Origin of the sequence: Cohnella soli, assembly GCF_042655525.1 — a bacterium.
Taxonomy (GTDB): domain Bacteria; phylum Bacillota; class Bacilli; order Paenibacillales; family Paenibacillaceae; genus Cohnella; species Cohnella soli.
Window position 1 is genome coordinate 16,021 of the sequence record NZ_JBHSMI010000011.1, and the last position, 19,854, is coordinate 35,874.

Genomic DNA, 19,854 nt, shown 5'->3' on the forward strand with positions numbered 1-19,854 from the left:
GGCCAATTGGTTTTTTTCCATATGATGATGAAGACGACAAATAAAAAAAGACACCCTTACCTGATGGTAAGAGTGTCTTTTTTTATTTCGCGGCCCAACCTGGGCATTTGCTGCGTATTTCGAGGCCCCACTGGAGCATGTGTTTCATTTCTTATGCTTTTAATTTACACTAATTTATTCAAAAAATCAAGGTTAAACGGATATATTTAAGATCCCGTCGGCGACGGCGCGGGCGTCGCTGCCACCGCAATTGCTGTCTGTATAACAGCGTACGCACTACGACGTGCATCATCACGCGTTACCGAATACGTTTTTTTCGTTGGGTCTGCCGGGTCTAGTGTTGCCGTAGCTTCAACCCAATTTTTCAATGCTTCCACTCTCGTGCTTCCAGTCAACGAAAAAGATTTTCGTTCTAACCTGTATTCCCTTGCATCGTCATAAAGCTTATACACCAGTAGATCCTTAGTATTGCTTATTTCGATCACCGGCCTGAAGAGATGCGAATACTGCATTTCTGGATCGGCCAGTACAGGAAGCGTATCCGCGTGGCTGTTTTTTATGTACTTGTTATAGAGCGTTTGTTCCTCCAGTCCGTAAACCCGGAATCCGTCATGAATCCTCTTTTTCTGATCGTCCGACAGTTTCACGATTAGGGGACGTTTAGATCCAGGATCATAATGCCTTACAGATCCCGTTATACGTTTACGACTTACGCTCGTAATCTGGTTCATCATGACAACAGTCTCTTTATCCAAGAAGTCGACTTTGCCAATATTAAATGATTCCCCCGTCTCGATCGTCGACTCTTGCTTAAAACTTGTCGTCGGTATGATACTAACGTGGTCCCTTCGGCGGCCAGTTTCCCATACGATCCCGTAATGAGTGGAGTCAAGCTCCGAGCCAAGTCCCGCAAAGTTCACTTTAATCACCATATACTTTTCGAGAATTGGCTCGTGCTGTCCTGAACTCTTTTCTACTCTTGTATGCTGTTTCGCTGCGACTACGTAACGTCCAACACGATCAAGCGTGTCTTTCTTTATGTACGCCGGCGTACACGCATCGTCCGTAATCGATGCGATCGTTTTCGTCAGAAGCTTCAGTTGTTGGTCTCGCATGAGCTCTTGGTAGAGCTGAAGCAATTCCATTTTCTCTGTCTGGGACATGTTTAGAAGATCCTTCAGGAAATTATCCAGCAAACTAAAACCTCCTTTTCTACTATTTTCGACTCAAGCATACTACGATTGCAATCTTTCATGTCAAATTTCGGCATTCTCTTAGTGCCGCTCGTGGGATGAAAAGGGAACTAATCGCGGAACAGTCGGACAAAGGCTAACCAGTCACGGTGGGTCAATTTTGCGCTTCGGAGTGCCTTTTCGATCTGAGCGGAAGTAAGCCCGGCATACAGTTGCATAAATAACTCCTGCTGTTCGATGGTTAATTCGATTTTCTTCATAGAAAGCCGCACCTCCTAGAACTGTATCTCACTATTTGAATTATACAATGTATTTTTCAAGATATCAATATGCACGACACGTTTTGTTAAAGATAAATACCACCGGGGGCACACTAAGTTCCCGATCGCCAGCCGTTTCTACGGACTTCTCACCGGCTGCTCGGGCGGACTGTTGGCACCGCGGCGACGATCGCAACAGCTGACCAGGTACCTAGATGATCGATCGCTCGAACAGATCCGGATCGACTGCCGGCGACGATCGCGACAGCTGACCAGTCGCCAGGTTAATCGATCGCTTGATCGGATCCGGATCACCGCCTGCCGGCGACGTCTCGCCTGAGCCCGGGCGCCGCCTTGTTCGAGCTGCTGATCCGGACTCCCGGAACGCTTCGAGGATCGCGAAAGCCGACCAGGCGCCAGGTTGATCGATCGCTTGATCGGATCCGGATCACCGGCTGCCGGCGACGTCTCGCCTGGCGCCCGGGCGCCGCCTTGTTCGAGCTGCTGCTGCGGATCCGGACTCCCGGCGCAGCGACGACGATCGCGACAGCTAACCTGGCTCCTGGCTGATCGATCGCTTGATCGGATCCGGCTCCCGGCTGCCGGCGCGGACATCTCTCCTGGCGCCCGGGAGCCGCCTTGTGCGAGCAGCTGCTGCAGATCCGCACTGCCGGCACCGGCGACGATAGAGCGAGCTGACCAGGCGCCTAGACGATCGATCGCTTGAGATCCGGATCACCGGCTGCTGGCGCAGACGTCTCACCTGGCGCCCGGGCTTCGCCCTATGCGAGAAGCTGCTTCGGATCCGGACTTCCAGAACGCTTCGACGATCAAGCGAGCTGACCAGGCGCCTAGATGATCGATCGCTTGATCGGATCCGGATCACCGGCTGCCGGCGCGGACGTCTCGCCTGGCGCCCGGGAGCCGCCTTGTACGAGCAGCTGCTGCAGATCCGCACTACCGGCGCAGCGGCGACGATCGCGACAGCTAACCTGGCTCCTGGCTGATCGATCGCTTGATCGGATCCGGATCACGGCTGCCGGCGCGGACATCTCGCCTGGCGCCCGGGCGCCGCCTTGTGCGAGCAGCTGCTGCAGATCCGCACTGCCGGCGCCGCGGCAACGATCGCGACAGCTAACCTGGCGCTTGGTTGATCGATCGCTTGATCATCCGGATCCCGGCTGCCGGCGTGGACGTCTCGCCTGGCGCCCGGGCTTCGCCCTACGCGAGCAGCTGCTGCGGATCCGCACTGCCGGCGCCGCGGCGATCGAGCGAGCTGACCAGGCGCCTAGATGATCGATCGCTTGAGATCCGGATCACCGGCTGCCGGCGCGGACGTCTCGCCTGGCGCCCGGGCGCCGCCTTGTTCGAGCTGCTGCTGCGGATCCGGACTCCCGGCGCAGCGACGACGATCGCGACAGCTAACCTGGCTCCTGGCTGATCGATCGCTTGAACGGATCCGGATCCGCACTGCCGGCACCGGCGACGATAGAGCGAGCTGACCAGGCGCCTAGACGATCGATCGCTTGAGATCCGGATCACCGGCTGCTGGCGCAGACGTCTCGCCTGGCGCCCGGGCTTCGCCCTATGCGAGCAGCTGCTGCGGATCCGGACTTCCGGAACGCTTCGACGATCGAGCGAGCTGACCAGGCGCCTAGATGATCGATCGCTTGAGATCCGGATCACCGGCTGCCGGCGCAGACATCTCGCCTGACGCCCGGGCTTCGCCCTACGCGAGCAGCTGCTGCGGATCCGCACTGCCGGCGCCGCGGCGATCGCGCGAGCTAACCAGGCGCCTAGATGATCGATCGCTTGATCAGATCCGGATCACTGGCTGCTGGCGCGGATGTCTCGCCTGGCGCCCGGGCGCCGCCTTGTGCGAGCAGCTGCTGCGGATCCAGACCCCCGGAACCGCGTCGACGATCTCGCGACCGACCAGCCGAACAGAAAAATGGACCGCTCTAATGTCGCTAGAGCAAGTCCACTTGTTAATCTTATATTTGAGCCTGGCACGAATTAGTAGTTATACAGCCTCTCGCCGGGCAACTCCAATCGTATGCTTCTGGATAATGGCGATCCTATATTTTCCTTCACCAGCTAATTGAACACTGAATAGGTCGCTCCGACGCCGAATCACACTCGCTACACGGTCAAACGTTGACCCCTCACCGTAATAAAACATCCAAGGAACGAATGAGATTATTATCTCATTTAATACTTGGAGAGTGGTTCTTCTTACGGCAGCATCTATCAAAATAATTCCGTCATCTTCAAGCAAACTATGATACATTTCTAGCGCCTCATTCGTGCGCTTGCGCTTTTTAAAGGGATTAAAAGTGGTGGCGTTGTACCACAAGTAACCTTTCATATCCCAAATGAAATGTACGGGGCGATCCAGTACCAGTGGGAGCTCTCCCGCGTCTAACCCGGGGATGTACTTAAAATCGACCAGCCCTTTTCGCTCAGTATCACGATGGTCCATTTCGGCGAAATCGCTTGCCTGCATAAAAACAGGCACGTTGAAATGATCTGCCAATGCGTGGGCAATCTTATATTCATCCTCACCTGCATTGGCCGTTGGGCTGACCCCTCTAATTTCTCCTCTCCCAGCCTTCTCCGAAAGATAGGGCATGAATAACCCCTGAACGGTAGGAAGCCATTGCCAGCGCTCTTTCATGCTTCTTGTTGCCCGGCCCCACCATTGCAGCCTCCCAAACTTTTCATACGATATTTTGGTTCCCTCTTTTAAGAGACCAGCCGGCAATCTAAGAGCAATAATAAAAATGGCCATTAACCCTGCTGCATAGGGCGTCAAGAGATCAACCAAATTTTCTAGGTTTAGATAGAACGGCGGTAATACTAAGTCCATCCGACCAGTCATAGCTATAACAATCTCGAAGCCAATCCAGATGCCAATCCAAAGTGGGAAAAGGAATAGGAGAACAAACCCGACTGGGTACATGAGGATCAAGTTTGCTTTCATCAGGAGATTGTAAACGATCCGGATCGACCTATGTCTTTTTAACGTTAGGTAGAAAAATATGCCCAGCAGCACAGCTAGTACAATCACCCATCTCAGCACTACGATTGGTTCTGGCATGAGTTGCCCCCCTTATTTCTCTATGATAGACAGATCGCTTTACGCTGTTATACGCTGATCGGAGCGTATCCATCGGGATTCTAAAATCTTTGTATCCCTCCTCGATACGCCGTACGTAACCTACGGAAGGAACAGCTCTGTAAAAGTGGTCTTGCATTACATACGTAATCGCCATAATTTCCTGATGATCATAGGTGAAGACCCTTATCTTTTCGCGATAATACGTAAATGGGTAACCCTCAAATCGATCAAGCTGCTTTCTGCATTCGCCGGTAATCCGATATAGCCCACCCTCGACAAACTTGCCTAGTGCTGGTTCAATCGTCGTCACGCCGCATCGGCTGCCATTTTCTTTGAAATCAATCTGGTAATCCGGCAAGTAGGCTCTACCGTAAGGGATCGCCCGCGGACAGCGCGATCGCATTTGAACGTGGCTTAAATTGGATCCGTACGCAAAGTAGAATTGCGTTGCTGGACTCACTCCTATTCAGATGTTTTTTGGCTGAAAAACCGCCTAATTCACGAATGTGGTCTGCTCCTTACATGGGATCAAAACAACTTGTCTTGTTTTAGTCCAATGGAGACGACAACGCCACCTGGATTAATTTTCTCATTGTAGTCATAGCCATTTGCAATATAACGGTTCTTACACGCTTGATAAGCTTTGCTTTTCTCCAGAATATACACCAGGTAATTGTTGTCCGGATTATCCGGAAACGGCCAGCTCTTTGGTTCCATGTTCAACTTAAACTCCGTATGACGAACTTGTTTCGTTCTGAAAAAGCCCTCTTTGAAACAGTGCTTAGTCATCCAGTGTGTAACGATATCCCGGCCAATCGCAAATGAGATTGGTTGATTTAGCTCAGCCGCTTTTTGAAGCTCTTGCATAATGTCATTGTCATTGATTTCCTCATCGAAAAATGCATCGACGGATTCAGCATAGATGGCAATTAGCGCCATCCATTTTTCGCGGAACTCTTGTTTCATTTCTTCTGCAGATTTCATCCTCTTATCCCCCAGACGGTTTGTTTAAGCGTTCCTGTTCTTTCGAAGGCGCATGATCCTTTTTTCAACACCGTTGTCCGTTCGGCCCATTAACGATGCGATTTCTTTGTACGTCATAGTCCCTTTTAACCGCATCAGCATTTCGTCATCTTCCGCATGCCAGGGGCGCCTCTCACTTTCCGGCCTTAACGAATCCGCCTCGCGTTTCTCTTCCATCCACACAGGCTCGGGGCCAAGTGTTTCGTGTGCAAATCGCCTGGTATCCAGCTTGTCTTGATTCAGTTGAGCCCATGACCAGAAATCATTCAGTGCAATCATCATCATGGGCTTTACCTTCTTTACGATGCGCTTTTCGGCTTTGAGACCACATTTTGCGATCCAATAGTCGATTACCGTATGTTGGTCCACCTGTAATGCACCGGCGAGCTGGTTCGCGGTAAGTTTACCCTCGCCATCTTTTGCAGGGCCCAGGCTTAATCGCGTTACCATATTCATGATTCCGCCTTCAGGGCGCCCCAATCGATTGGCCAGCGTGGGCAAATCCAGCCGTCCCCATTGCTGCTGCAGAAACTCCTTTTCCTCGTCACTCCAGTCATTGGCCTTCCCCATCCCTATTCCACCACCTTGGCACTCGGCAGCGAGCATCCGGAGAAGTATTCCGATAACTTGGTATCCTTCAACTCGCTTCCGATTAATCCGGCAAAAGCTTTTATTACTTCAAGGAGATCCGCGGCCGATGAAGTCCAGGTTGCTAAATCTCTATCGAGTTGGCCCTGGAACCGGTTCGTCAGCTCCTGAATCTCGCGCAGCTGCTCGTCAATCGATCGATCGGGAATGGGAACCTGCAATTGTAACTTGAGCAATTTAGGTCGACGCACGCGCGTAACCGGCTTTCGTACCCGAGGAGGTTTAATCACCGGTGGTTTACGCAATCTCTCCCTCGGTTCTTTGACCAGCTTTGGTTTTACCTCTCGCGGTGTCTTAGGCGATCGCGTCCTCAGTGTTCGCTTATTTGGAACAGGAGGCTCAATCCCATTACGCTGCTGAAACAATTCTACTTCTGTTTTCTCCTTGGACGGATCCATGAGATCCCAAGCCTCGAGGAAGCCTTTCATTGTTGCCGCACGGTTCCCAAAATGCTTTAGTTTAATATCGGCCCTGCTTTCTCCCCGTGCACGTAATTCGATATAGCGATCCCGCGTTATCGATGGCTTCGTATTGACGCGCTCCGATCTGATCTGCGGCATCCTAGTTGCAAGGCGTGCCTTCTCCCTTTCCAGCTCTTCCGGAGACAAAAAGTAGGAATTATACTGCGAGGGCTGCCGCTCTCTGGTTTCATTTTCATGATGTGGAATAGGGGTTCCCAATGCTCCATCTCCTTTCTATATCGGCAGTTATCAGGCAGTTTTTGCCATTCAATTTTGACGCGCCCGTCATTTCGTAAAGCTTACCTGCCCGTACAACCGAATATGTACGCTCTCATTTGGATTCGGAAGCGACGAAAGGCATGGTAGCCGGCGGGCGCGAAACCGCGCGCGCCGGTTGCACAGCCTTATTTGTCGACCACGACGATTCGCGTCGCTACGCCCGTTGGGCGTTCGGCAGACTTAAACGATCCCTCGGGCAGTTTTTCACTTACCCCTCCTTTGCCATCTAGCCATTCGCGGAACGTCATCGCCGGCTTGTCGCTCCGGTAGAATGGACCTTCACTCATAATGGCGACAAGACGTCCGCCCGGCTTTAGCAGCTCGTAAGCGTGTTGAACGTGTTCGATGTCTTGTCCATTTTCGAACGGCGGGTTCATTACGATTGCATCGTATCCGCCCACTTGATATGCAAGGAAATCATACGCCACGATGTTAAATCCTTTGTCCTCCAGAATGCCTCTCAGCGTCGAGTTAATTTCAATCACGTCTACGTCAGCGCCTTCATGAGCAATTAACGCCTCTGCAATATTGCCTTTGCCTGCCGATGGCTCGAGAACCTTGTCCCCTGCTTCGATCGCAACGTTGGCCATCATAATATCGACCGTTTCTTTCGGTGTAGGGAAGTAACCGGGAATTTTCATGCGTGTTGTTTCAGATTCGCGCTGGGCAAGCGACCGTTTCTTTTTCTCCTCTTCTGACAATCCCGTTCCTGCTCGATAATTCAGGTACTCACGCAAAGCGGAACGGAATTGTTCCGGCGCCTTGATCCCCATCGTTTGCAGCCGCTTATACGGTGTAAGCAGGTCATTAATTCGACCGGCAAAAGGAACGGTTTTTGCTTTGGAAATTAACGTACTGAGTTCATCAAAAATCGGGGTCGCATCGACAAGGAACCAACCTGATGCTCTTTGACGCCCGCGCTGTGCTGCTATTTCCTTTTGAACGCGAGCCAATAGCCGCGATGTGCCTTTCAGTGCGTTACCCGTCATTTCCTTGATAAACAATTCCAGCGTATCGCTGGCCATTTCCGGCTTCGGGTAAGTCATACCATTAATGTCTTCGAGCGTCGGGTCGCGCCGAATTGCGCTTCCGTTACGATCTAACGTTTGCTCCTTATTTTTTTGCATCTGTTCGTACACGCGAGACCGGAGAAACCCATCGAGCGTCTCAATATGTGTACGAGCCGTTACGCCGTCAAGGTGGATCGCGTCGCCGCGCTCCATCGCATCTGCGAGATTCCGCATGATCCGCTGTATACGTTCTAACTCGTCCGCTTCTTTCGCGGCGGACGCTGCCATACTCGCCATTCGGTGAGTATGCGTTGGCCGATCGCGGCGTTTATCATCTATCGACTTTTGCATGTTATCCGCTACAGTTCTCAGCTTCTCAGCAGCTTTATTGCTGGGCTCCACATCCGCTGCGGCGCTTTCCTCTACCGCGTCCGTCTCGTTTCCGAATATAGCCTTCAGACGTTCGGAAGGATCGGCTTTGAAGTTAAATCCTTGCGTAAATTTCGACCATCCCCCGCCGATGCTGCGCATTTGCGCTTGTATCGTATTGTAGGTGTCACGATCTAACCTTTCCTTGAGCCGAACAACAAAAATCGTCTCGTGCGTCTTCGTGTGTTTCGTCTCTTCCAGGCTAAACCCGGATACATTCACTTCCGAACGCTGAACCGTAGGGGCCGCATCACGCTCACGCGTTAGATGAGCTTCAAGCTCATCAAGGCGAACCTGCTCTTCCTCGTTTAGTCCAACCGCACTTTTTTTCATCCGAAGTTCAGACAGCGTTTCGGGGTTCTCCATCGCTTTTACCCGAGCTGCGATTTCCTGATTTTGAGATGCAAGGTGAGCTGCGATACTTTCGTCGGTCATCGATGCGACCTTCTCATCTAACGCCTCCATATACACAGCTTCAAAGTTGCCATCCATCGCTAACAGATAGGAAAAGGAATGCGAATCGGCATGAGCGACTTCGTTAAGAAACTGCTTATAAAACCGTTCCACGATCTCTTTTTTTGTATGAATACGGCGACGCTTATGCGCTTCGGAGCGATTGACCTTTTCCAAGAGTTGCAATTTGATTTCTTCTTTGGCGTGCTTTAGCGCATAAAAAGCGGCTAACACATCAGCAAGCACGTAATCCTTCAGTCGAAATTTTTGATGATACGCATCGACAACCGCCATCGGATTCAAAAGGATATTCGCCTGCTCATCCGAAGGATTCACCAGTGCGCCAAGTTGACTTTCGTTTACGGACATAATCGCGTTACTCATAGATATCCATCCTCTCAACAACTTCACTGTTTAACTCCATACTTGAATAATACCATGTTTTTTTCATGTTATCAACATGATTTTAACTAGTTTTTTTCAAGTGGATAAAATAAAAGAGACCCCGAAGAGTCTCTGGTTGAACCTGATATTATTCCTCACTCTTATTCTTTTTCTTTTTACGAATGAGCGCATCGGCCTTATCTCTTATGGTTTTGAGCATTAAGGCGGTTATTTTCTCGCCATTCTCCTTGGCTTCTTCGTTCATTGCATCCCATTGCTCCTGGGATAAGTAAACTGAAATATCCTGACGGATACTCTCTTTCTTCGGTCGGCCGGCTCTTTCACGAGCGCCGCCCCACTGATTTGGATTCTCCTTTTCCGTCAATCCTTGTCTCTCCTTTCACGCCGATCTTTCTTTGAGAATTCGCTTCGTTTCGCGCCAAAACCTTGTCGGGCTCACTTTTTCAGTTGCTTCAATTCCAGCCTCTTTCATCGCACGGAATTGATCTTCCATCTCTTTCAGGAACACCGGCTCGTTATCAATCCGCAAAATGCTGTATCCAATAGCAGCCTCGGTTATTTTAGCTTTCTCCCATATATCCGGACGTCTACAGTAAACAACGTACCAATGCTGCCTCCCTGCACGCAGGCATCCGATGCAATTCGCGTGCTTCCAAACTTCGTATGTATGCGGGGGTTCAACGCCAATTTCGCGCGTGCTTTTGATACAGCCTGCCCAGTTCGCTACAGGAAACTCCACAGCATAACCCTTCTCATTCATAATGCGGGTTCGCCGATCGATCCTGGCCTGTTCCTTAGCTTCGAATCCATAGTAAATAATAGCATGCTCCTGGCGTCCCGTCTCTGGGTCGGCTGGATAGTTTTCCTTCAGCCAGCGTTCAAAGGGCCTTGTCTTTAACCGGCTCGTGCAAATCGGATGCATGCCAGCCTTAAAAGCTTTGGCCTGCAGACAGACGTCGAACTGATCCATGACCTCCCAGGACTCCATATTCGCATAGGTGATAGGTACACCCAGGGCGGAAGCGAGCTCTATTTTATATCTCTTGATGTCGGTATCCTCAACATTAGCGCTGATATCATGGTTTAGTAAAATGACGTTCTCTGGCCCGAATCGCTTGACGACTTCGTAGGCCACGATGCCGGATGTCTCGCCGCCGCTATAGCATACGATATGTTTGATCATCTACGCTGCCTCCAGACCCGCAAAATACCGTGCATTGTATGCCAGCGCCTCGAGCGGATCCATGTCGATCGGCGCCTTGCGCTGGCCACACTCATCTATGATGGCGCCATATTTTCGGCCGACACTCCAGCCGGTGGAATCCGCTGAGAACCAAGGGAATTCTTGCAGCAGCTTGCTCGAACCACCCAAGAAATGAAAGTTCTGATTCTTAAAGACTCGGAATATCCATCGAAACGCCCTGGCTCTCTTTTTTTCGGAAAGCCCTACGCTGCCGCCGATCGCAATTACCGCATGATCTTCTTCGACCAGGCTTTTTAACGCTTTGATGCTCCCGCCTACATGCCAAACCTCAATTGGTTGAAGACCGAACGCCTTCAAGCGATTGGCATTCTCCCTGCTCACCGCGGGATCCCCGATCTTGTCCAAGTTGAAGTATCCATGCAGCACATCTTGATGTTCCATGATGAATGCTGCATACTCCTCCAGGACGATCGGCTCGAGCTGCTTCCCATTTCGCTCTGCCTGCCAATGTGTGAACGCGCCACTGTCTAAAAGCACCTTCAATCCCAGTCGTTGCACATGCCCCTTCCAGGAGTGCCGCCGGCGTATGTGCGCATAGCTCATGAGGACGAACCGTGCACCGTTGGCTGCAGCGATATCCAAGTCACGTTTAACGCGATCTGCACCAGCAAAGAAGTACCGGACCCCCCGCAAAGATAGCCGGATCAATCCACCGGTTGTGCGCTGAAGCTTGCCGCGGTCTCCGAAAATCTCAATGAGGACGCCTAGCAGTGCGCTATTCGCGCCCCTGGTGTAGACCTCCAGGTCCTTCCGCGTTACCGTACGCGTGTAATAGGCCAGTTGCAAAGCCGCGCGAATGATCGCATACCTAAGCGTTATCGGACGCCGGCTCGTATGTGTTTTCAGGTGCAGGGCGATCTGTGTTTGACCTGCATATAAGTTAGCTTTACCATTGGCCGTAGTCAGTTGGCCATCTTTCCGGAGCTTGCGAATAAAAGCTCTGAGCGTCGAGCGAGCATCCAGATCATACATTTCGTAATTCCCCTCTCTTCGGGCTATCCGCTTCGCCGCTGCTACGGCGATTCAACCAGGTGCCCACCATGGCCATCGTCAGGCGGACATATCGGGTAGATTCTTGCAGAGCGTAAACAAGGATTCGAATTCCTCTTCCACTTCCTGATCCGATTTTGCGGATGCCCACGATTCTACCTTCTTTTTACCGAATTTCCGTATCAGCCATTCGATCCGCTGTTGTCGATCTGTCGGTCTTTTCGTCATGATTTTCTCCTCCTTCAGCTAGATCGAATTCATCCGACCTATGTTCTTAACTCCTGCAGCTTTCCGCCTGCTATACTCCACTACCGCATGCAGCATCGCGGCGAAAATTTCGTCTGCGTCGATCTCCATGTCATTAAGACGGATCCCTTGCGAATCGAAGCCATTAATGGAGCCGTCCAACCCACGATAGATCACCCACAGGATCCCCTCGGACGGCGGCGAAGTAATGCCCATATCCATTAATACCTGCTGCCTATATGATGGATCGGCAATCGCATCTGCAACGCTCTGACAGTCCGAATGGCGATCCAGGTCCAATAAATGTATTTCCCTGTCCCGTATCAGCTTGGCGGCGGTGGAGCATTCGCCCCTGGCAATGACATGCATCCTCGAATCCATATCAAGCCCCTCCTTCATCTTCTTGAAGTTCCACGCGATAGCCTGGCTCACAGAGTAAGCAAACATCGATCGCGAAGTCGACCATATTAACATCATCTTCGTGTCGTGACTCGTCGCAGATCATGCACGTGGCTCGTTTATCTTCTCCAGCTGCTGCGGCCCGTTGTAATACCGCATTGTGCCATTCTAGCGCTTCGATCATCTTCTCAACCGGGAGAATGACGCGCGTGATCGCTTCTTCAGCTTCGTTCCGGAAGCTTAATTTTTGCGATCGGCGCAGGTGTGCACCCGATTGGAGGAGCGCAACCAAATTTTGATCCTGGGCAAATGTCATCTGATATCGACCAATCCACTTTGCCAGCTCCGCACTGCTAACCCCCTGATTCCGGATTCTATCGAGCATGCCCTGCATGCTCTTCAGGTAGCCTTTCATGGCTTCGATCGTATCCGGAATCGTGTTGTTATCCATCTTCGGTTTCGTCATTTAATCACCCACTTTCCCGAAATTTCGGAAGTCGATTTCCTTGAGACTGAGAGCAGCTGATGATCGCTCGCGTCTATACGCAAAATTGATTATTTTTGTAACCAGGCTCGCACCCGTTACAAACCGGCCCCGGATATCCCTCAACCTTCAGCGCCTTGGCATCGTCCGTTTTGCCGCAAACGAAGCACTGTCTTCTGTCCTGCTCAGGGATAAGGACAGTCCTTTGACATTCGCTGCATCTTGGCGATCCGTGCTGAAGGATCGTAACCGGCAAAAAAGTGCTATGTTTCCCGCATAACGACTCGTAGCCGTTCATGTAATGCAGTTCCGAGACATCCGGTAGAATTGCCCAGCCTTCATTGAGCTTCATTCTCCTTCGCTCCTCTCCCATAGTTCTGAAATCCGACCGGCTTTCCGAATTTCGACCCAAGACAGCCCCATGATCGGGGCTGTTCTGAGGCGAATCTTTCGATTTCGCCGTTGAAAGTACGCTTTACATTCCGCTTGGTGCCGGTGTTGCTTACCGTCCCCGCAGTGACATGCCCATTGCTTCTTGGGGGTAATTCGTTTTTTGGACTTCATCGCCCATCCCCCCTCGATTAGGCAGCGTACGCAAGAGAGATCGAGGAGTAAAACGCGATCGAGCGTTGAATGGCTTCGATCGCCTCGACCCGGAACGCCTCCCCGTAATCCCCAGCTGCTAACATCAGTTGAAGTTGAGACTCATTATTAAAAATGGAATCGTTCTTCCGAAGCCACCCCGCGATCCCCCGGCCCATCAGTCGACGACCCTTTACCATGGCAAGAACCTGGTTGCAGTTAGAGATGTGCAAGTCGATTGCTTCAACGACCTCCATTTTCGTCGTTCCCATGTTGCGTCCCATCTTCAAATTTCCCCTCTCACATTCAATTTGTAATTGAATATTACTATGTATATTTCAAGATGTCAATTTGATTTTTACATTGTTTTATTCATGTAGAGAATATGAAAAAGGAGGCAGATTTCTCCGCCTCCTGGTTTTTAAATGATATTTGCTTTTTGGAGAACTTTATATATCAGATTGGCAGCTTCCGCACGCGTTGTTTGTCCTTTAGGATTTAGCTTTGCGCCGTTGCCTTCGGCCAAACCAGACTCGACCGCAGAAGCAACCTCGAGCTGTGCCCAACCGCTAACTTTCGATCCATCTGAGAAGTTAGATAGGATTCCCGATACATCATTTTCACTTACAGGCGCTATGCCTGAAAGCAAGTTGAGAGCTCGAAATGCAATTGACATTGTTTGCTCTCGGTTAATTGTAAGGTTTGGTTTGAACTCCGTTGCGCTATAACCCTTCACGGCTTTGTACGACCAAGCCTTCTTCAGATCCAACGCATACCAGGCAGCCGCGGGAACATCCTTAAACGTGTGCGCTTCTTCTGGCAGTTTCGGTGCAAACTGGATTAGCATCCGTGAGAACATGGCCATGAGTTCCGCGCGAGTTACCGTTTTGTTAGGCTGGAAAGTGCTGTCCGTATAGCCCGTTACAATTCCCATATCTAACAATTTCCTGATTGGTTCTTCCGCCCAATGGCCTGGCAAATCTGTTAAGTCACGAGGGCCCCCACCAGCTGTACCACCGCCAGATCCAGTACCACCGGTGCCTGTACCGCCTCCGGTTCCACCGCCCGTTCCGCCACCAGTACCACCAGTACCACCAGTGCCTCCGGTTCCGCCTGTACCACCTGTGCCACCAGTTCCTCCTGTACCACCTGTGCCACCAGTTCCGCCGGTCCCACCTGTGCCACCAGTTCCGCCGGTACCACCTGTGCCACCAGTTCCGCCGCCCGTGCCTCCGTCAAATCCACCGGAGCCACCATTGACATTACCAGCACCTACAGTAGTACCTGAACCGTCAGCTGGAGTAGTTACGTCTACCTTGCTTCCTCCAACTGGTTCCAAGGAACCTCCTGCGCCCTGCTTGAATGCAGTTACATCATAATGATAAGCGGAGCCTGGGTTGACAGAATCCTCTTTAAATGCGAGCTTACCACCAACAGGACTAACATTTCCGTAATCCTGTGTTGCACCAGTTGTGGTGTTTTCGTAGGTTAGGTGGAAAGTTCCATCCCCGTTTGCTGTATAAACCCAGTGAGGATTACGTTCAACATGATACTCATAAGCGCCTTCAATAACTTGGAACGAGAAAGTTATTGATCCTGTTGTTGTTTCAGACGATGGAGAAATAACTACCGCAGGAACATCATCGGTTGTAGTAATGGTCAACGGATCAGATGCCGTAGTTCCCCATTGATTGGTCGCTTCAACCACGTAAGTGTACGAGGTAAGTTTGTCCAACGTTGTGTCACGGAACGTTGTCATAGGTCCAGAATAAACTACGACATCGTTGTCCCTAACTAAGGTATACGTAGGATTACCTGCACCTCTTGCCCATTGGAAAGAAGCCGCGTCTGCATAAATGCGATTCACTTTGAAGCCTGTAGGTTTAGCCGGGGCAGAACCTTTAGTGTGGACATCCAAATTGAACGACGCACTATCTCCATGCGTATTACTAGCAAAGAACGTGTACGTATAATTGGTGTCCTCTGTTAATCCCGAATCAGAATAAGTAAGATCTGTTCCGGTGTAAACTACTGCGCCGTTTCTCTTGATAGTGTACGAATCCGCCCCAGCAATTGCAGGCCAAGAGAAATCCACCCCGTTCTTACTTACGTTAGAAGAGATAATAGGTGGAGTACCTACAGGCAGTTGTGGTCTAAGATCTGGGCCAACTTGTACTGGTGTAGTTACGGTTACCTGTGCCGCAGCGCTTGCAGAATTTCCTTTCTTCGCAACCACTGTGTACACATACGTTGTAGAAGCCGCTACGGAAGAGTCTTCGAAAGTCAAAGCTGATCCCGAATAAACAACAACGTTGTCTCTTTTTACGACATAACTATCTGCACCTGCTACTGCATTCCAAGTAAGAGTTACACGATTATACTCCGGAGTGCCCGAAGATAAATTTTGTGGAACTGCTACAAATTCAGAAAGTGTTGTGGCGTTCAAAGAAGACGGGCCACTAGTTCCTGCGACACTAGTTGCAGTTACTTCATATGCATACGTTGTATTCGGCGAAAGAGAAATATCCGTAAAGCTTGGAGTGGTTCCCGTATACACGGAAGTGCCATTCCGAGTGACTGTGTAGGATTCCCCGGCTACGCCGTTCCATGCCAGCTGAACGCTTGTCTCAGTAGTTGTAACGATTCTGAAGCTGGATGGTGCGGATACCGTCGGAGCAGGACCAGTTGTTGCAGAAGCATTAGCCACAAGAGCGCTGGATTGTCCAGTAGAATTCACTGCCTCTACGGTATACGCGTATAACGTTGCAGCAGTCAATCCTGAATCTTGGAAAGTCGTACCAGCAGCGCTATAAATAACTGTCGTGCCACGTTTAACTTTGTAAGATACGGCACCTACTACAGCATCCCACGATAAGTTAACCTTATCATGGCCGTTCGCAGTCGCTACAAAATTCTGAGGCGTATCCGGTAACACGGCAGCCGCTGTAGTGGCTGACGCACTTGCAGGTGCACTAGAAACCCCAGAGCCGTCCTTGGCGGTTACAGTATAAGAATACGAAGTTCCGCCAATCAACGCACTATCTGTGAAAAGTAAAGCAGGGCCGCTATACACGATAGTGCCTGCTCTTTTAACTTCATAGCTGGAAGCTCCGCTAACAGCGTTCCATTTAAGATTGATCTTATCGCTACCGTTTGCAGTAGCTGTAAACCCAGTAGGTGTAGCAACTGCGGATCCGATATCCTCGAAAGTATAGGGATCGTTATACGAACCACTTCCGGCTACAATCGCATTTTCCACTATATGAACAGTGGGATACGTATCTAGCAAAGTTGTTCTTTGTGCAATGTTTCCTTTCTTGGACAACTGTATGCTCGACGCGGTTAGGTCTCCGCTCATACCCAAAGTCCAGGTAAAAGGCAACGTAAAAGGAAGATCAAGATTCAAATCGGAATAAGACAACAAGCCTATATTTGCTTGAATTGTCTTTAAGGTTACATTGCTTGCGTCCACAATTTTCAATGTGAATCGCTTAATAAATGGCTTATCATACCTCGCATCTAGCCAATTATACAAGGTATTATTCAAATAATACGCAACATTTGTACTTCTACCCGGAGTGAACGAGCCATCACCAGTACTATTTGTTTCATAAGCCATAGTGTTCACAGCGGAGTCTGTGATTAGATAATTGTCGCCAATGATCCTCCACATGTATCCAGCAAACATTACATATTCACCGGTATGGGCAGCGGCATTTCCTAAAGCTACTGACGACCCGGCTAAAGTTGTTACAGTTCGAGATAGCTGGGCGGAATATCCCGCTGGGTTTTTCCACTCAATTGTGTAAGTGTAAGTCTTATTTACTTCTACGTTCGAGTCCACATAGATAGTTAAGTTCGCACTCGTAATAGCGAGCTGAGATCCATTGCGGAAGATTCTAGCGCCGTTGGTAGCGAAAGTATTAGGGCTCCATTTCAGTGTAATCCCAGTTTTATCTGCTGTTGCAGTGTAATCCTTGGCAACTGGCGGCTTATAATATTTAGTAGGGTTACTGTAATACTCGGACAAGTCCAAAGTGACATATCTTTTAGAAGCAGAATCATAATACGCGAAAACTTTTCCGTTTCCAGAAAATCCTGCGACCGGTACATCAGGTAAGAATGTGCTTGGAGCATTGTTTATAAAATTCAAACCCTTAAAATAAAAAATATTTCCATCAGGGCTCATGGCTTTAGGGTAGCCATCGGATGTTGTTAAGTTTTTAAGCCATGTTGAACTTTTAGTGTTCGACGTAGGAGCGACACCTAGTCTATATTGGGAAGAGTTATAAGACCATCCCCATACTTGTTGTTCATCGTCACTTAGGCCGAAGAGATGAAGGCTAAAAGCATCGTTGGTAGATTCGGTTTTAATGACAGATAATGCGGCTAAATCATAATACATGATCGTCGTGACGTTACTACCTACTCCTGGCCCGTAAGTTAACCATAACTTAGTTCCATCTTTTGTGATAATAATAGGCGAACCCGAACTAGTGACGTCGGGGTTGTTAGCAGGTCCGATGACTGAAGTAGGTAGCAGAGTTACAGAATCAGTGTCCCTGTTATATATGGCATATTGATAGTTGGCACCCGTCCATTTAACATATGCCACTTTCCCTGCGTCAGGAGTCATCGACGGCACTCCGCCAAATTGCTTGACAGATGTGTCTATAACTTTCGCAGTTGCCGTGCCGACATTATAATAAACAAATTCGTAGGAAGTGGTGCTAAGCTTCCTTTTCCAGATGATGTAATTACCATCCGAAGATATTCTAGCATCGTAGAGTAAGACCGTGTCAGTATAAATTGCTGTCGTTGTACCCGAGTCTTTGCTGTACAACATAATAGACTTATCCAACGCCCATACCATCTTATCCCCCGTATAGGTCAAAGATAGATTCTGGTAAGTGCTAGTACCTGACGGATTAGTATCACTTTGCGGAAGATTACCTTCGTACACAACAACGTCCGCAGATTCAGGTGAATAACTAACACTTGGATCTGGAGTGGCAGGTGCGGCGAACGCGGACGTCACAGTGCTGAATACCATTATTACAGCTAACAGCATCACTACGATATTCTTACCTGTCAATGACCCCTTCGACGAATTCCCATTTTCTTGCTTCATGTAATAACTCCTTTTGTTTGTTGTATCTATGCATAATCCCCTGAAGGATGACGCTGCATTGTGATCTTGATATCATGCATGCACTCTCATATTGCTTTCGATAAATTGAGGCCGGCCGAAATAGAACCCTTGCATGTATCGCCCTTTTAGCTTCAGCAATTCCTGAAACTGCGCCTCCGTTTCGACGCCTTCCAAAATCAGTTTTATATCCATTTCTAAGCACAGCTCTGCCATCTTTTCAATTACATACCGGGACGCAGCTCGATGGATCTGATGAACAAAATACATATCCATTTTGAGATACGAGATCGGCAGTTCCACGAATGACCTCCAATTGGCGGATCCTTTACCAAAATCATCGATCGCGATCATAAATCCTAATTCATGGATCTTTTCGATTAGTCGAACAGCTTCCTGATCAATAGACACGTGCTCGGTAATTTCGAATACCAATCGGCCTGCTAATCCACGTTCCAGAAACTGCCTGGCTTCTCGCTCTAAAGTGTCTAGCGATGAAACGTTAAGAAATAGCAGGTCGGAATCCTCCAGGATCTGCTCTCCTTCAGAGAGGGCAAGGAGTCGCGCATGACGATCCAGATCGTGTACCGATTCTTTCCCTCGGAACATGGCACGATCAAACAACACCTTTGCGCTCTCTCCAGCTCGTCCTTTAATGGTCGCTTCGTACCCCAAACGCGAATTCGTAATTGTGTCCTTTATCGGTTGGAAGCACGGCTGTATCAGTTTTGCATGTCGACTCATCCTCACACCCCAGTCATTTGCGAATAATTAGGCACCACATCCAGTAAATGAATCTAAATTCCCTGTATTATTTCCCTCAAAAGAGAATTATAGGTCTAATTATACCCCGAAATCCGACTTTTTTCTCATATTTTTGCGCATTATAATGCGCACTTTTTCCCACTCGCAGTTTAGGCCCGATCCGAACCTGAATCGGCTACTGCAGCAGATCCGGGGACGCGGTACCGCGCGACACTTCTTCCTTCGTTAGGGCGCTAAGTTTGTCGGGATTCTACTGCGAACTAATAGCGTTATAACGCGGCAAATCCACAGGCAGCCGGCACCTTGGTTGAGTAGCAGCTGCATTGACTCCCGATCGCCGGCAGACGCTACGGAAGTCTTGCCTGGCACCCGAGCATTACCCTAGCCACGATCTCGGGCACCGCGGTGACATCGCGCGAGCTGACCAGGCGCCTGAATGATCCCCTGCAGCAGATCCGGGGCGCCGGCACTGCAGAATGCCGAGCGGCGGCCGACCGTTGCCCTGGTCGAGCTGCAGCAGTGGATCCGGATGGCCGGCGATCGTGGCGCATCGCGCGAGCTGAACACGACGCCAGGCCGAACGATCGCTTGGAGCAGATCCGGATCGCCAGTAGCCGGCGCGGACGTCTCGCCCAACCGTCCAGGCGTCGCCCATAGCGAGCAGCTGCTGCGGATCCGGACTGCCGGCGACCG

18 protein-coding genes are annotated in these 19,854 nt (G+C 50.0%); all 18 read right to left on the minus strand.

Annotation, left to right across the window (positions count from 1 at the left end; genetic code table 11):
* Nucleotides 1-206: 206 nt before the first annotated feature.
* The 18 genes from ACFPOF_RS06060 to ACFPOF_RS06145 all read right to left on the minus strand — a co-directional run bounded on the left by ACFPOF_RS06060 (nt 207) and on the right by ACFPOF_RS06145 (nt 19,140).
* Nucleotides 207-1,196 (minus strand): hypothetical protein, encoded by a 990-nt coding sequence (locus ACFPOF_RS06060; RefSeq protein ID WP_378130616.1) that lies wholly within the window; start codon nt 1,194-1,196, stop codon nt 207-209.
* A 107-nt stretch (nt 1,197-1,303) separates the two neighbouring features.
* Nucleotides 1,304-1,453, minus strand: a complete 150-nt coding sequence (locus tag ACFPOF_RS06065; protein ID WP_378130617.1) for a hypothetical protein — start codon at nt 1,451-1,453, stop codon at nt 1,304-1,306.
* A gap of 851 nt (nt 1,454-2,304) precedes the next feature.
* The gene (locus ACFPOF_RS06070; protein ID WP_378130619.1) at nt 2,305-2,505 is read right to left on the minus strand and encodes a hypothetical protein; all 201 of its coding nucleotides are present in this window, start codon (nt 2,503-2,505) and stop codon (nt 2,305-2,307) included.
* Between the two features lie 971 nt (nt 2,506-3,476).
* Nucleotides 3,477-4,553, minus strand: coding sequence for a hypothetical protein (locus ACFPOF_RS06075; protein ID WP_378130621.1), 1,077 nt, complete (start codon nt 4,551-4,553; stop codon nt 3,477-3,479).
* Nucleotides 4,465-5,034 (minus strand): gamma-glutamylcyclotransferase family protein, encoded by a 570-nt coding sequence (locus ACFPOF_RS06080; RefSeq protein WP_378130623.1) that lies wholly within the window; start codon nt 5,032-5,034, stop codon nt 4,465-4,467. Before ACFPOF_RS06080 ends, ACFPOF_RS06075 begins: the two co-directional genes overlap by 89 nt.
* A 68-nt stretch (nt 5,035-5,102) precedes the next feature.
* On the minus strand, nt 5,103-5,558 hold the full coding sequence (locus ACFPOF_RS06085) for a hypothetical protein (RefSeq protein ID WP_378130625.1): 456 nt from the start codon (nt 5,556-5,558) through the stop codon (nt 5,103-5,105).
* Between the two features lie 24 nt (nt 5,559-5,582).
* Entirely contained in the window at nt 5,583-6,167 is a 585-nt protein-coding gene (locus tag ACFPOF_RS06090; protein WP_378130627.1) for an RNA polymerase sigma factor sigma-70 region 4 domain-containing protein, read from the minus strand.
* Between the two features lie 2 nt (nt 6,168-6,169).
* Nucleotides 6,170-6,925, minus strand: coding sequence for a hypothetical protein (locus tag ACFPOF_RS06095; RefSeq protein WP_378130629.1), 756 nt, complete (start codon nt 6,923-6,925; stop codon nt 6,170-6,172).
* A 185-nt stretch (nt 6,926-7,110) separates the two neighbouring features.
* Nucleotides 7,111-9,261 (minus strand): methyltransferase, encoded by a 2,151-nt coding sequence (locus ACFPOF_RS06100; RefSeq protein WP_378130631.1) that lies wholly within the window; start codon nt 9,259-9,261, stop codon nt 7,111-7,113.
* 148 nt (nt 9,262-9,409) lie between these two features.
* Nucleotides 9,410-9,646, minus strand: coding sequence for a hypothetical protein (locus ACFPOF_RS06105; protein ID WP_378130633.1), 237 nt, complete (start codon nt 9,644-9,646; stop codon nt 9,410-9,412).
* 15 nt (nt 9,647-9,661) lie between these two features.
* The gene (locus tag ACFPOF_RS06110) at nt 9,662-10,465 is read right to left on the minus strand and encodes a hypothetical protein (RefSeq protein WP_378130635.1); all 804 of its coding nucleotides are present in this window, start codon (nt 10,463-10,465) and stop codon (nt 9,662-9,664) included.
* Nucleotides 10,466-11,518, minus strand: coding sequence for a hypothetical protein (locus ACFPOF_RS06115; protein ID WP_378130636.1), 1,053 nt, complete (start codon nt 11,516-11,518; stop codon nt 10,466-10,468).
* A gap of 78 nt (nt 11,519-11,596) precedes the next feature.
* Nucleotides 11,597-11,764, minus strand: coding sequence for a hypothetical protein (locus ACFPOF_RS06120; protein ID WP_378130638.1), 168 nt, complete (start codon nt 11,762-11,764; stop codon nt 11,597-11,599).
* Nucleotides 11,765-11,782: 18 nt separating this feature from the next.
* Nucleotides 11,783-12,163, minus strand: coding sequence for a hypothetical protein (locus tag ACFPOF_RS06125; protein WP_378130640.1), 381 nt, complete (start codon nt 12,161-12,163; stop codon nt 11,783-11,785).
* Nucleotide 12,164: 1 nt separating this feature from the next.
* Nucleotides 12,165-12,647, minus strand: coding sequence for a hypothetical protein (locus ACFPOF_RS06130; protein ID WP_378130642.1), 483 nt, complete (start codon nt 12,645-12,647; stop codon nt 12,165-12,167).
* A 599-nt stretch (nt 12,648-13,246) separates the two neighbouring features.
* Entirely contained in the window at nt 13,247-13,531 is a 285-nt protein-coding gene (locus tag ACFPOF_RS06135; RefSeq protein ID WP_378130644.1) for a hypothetical protein, read from the minus strand.
* A gap of 137 nt (nt 13,532-13,668) precedes the next feature.
* Nucleotides 13,669-18,378 (minus strand): S-layer homology domain-containing protein, encoded by a 4,710-nt coding sequence (locus ACFPOF_RS06140; protein ID WP_378130646.1) that lies wholly within the window; start codon nt 18,376-18,378, stop codon nt 13,669-13,671.
* 72 nt (nt 18,379-18,450) lie between these two features.
* Nucleotides 18,451-19,140, minus strand: coding sequence for an EAL domain-containing protein (locus tag ACFPOF_RS06145; RefSeq protein ID WP_378130648.1), 690 nt, complete (start codon nt 19,138-19,140; stop codon nt 18,451-18,453).
* Nucleotides 19,141-19,854 lie beyond the last annotated feature (714 nt).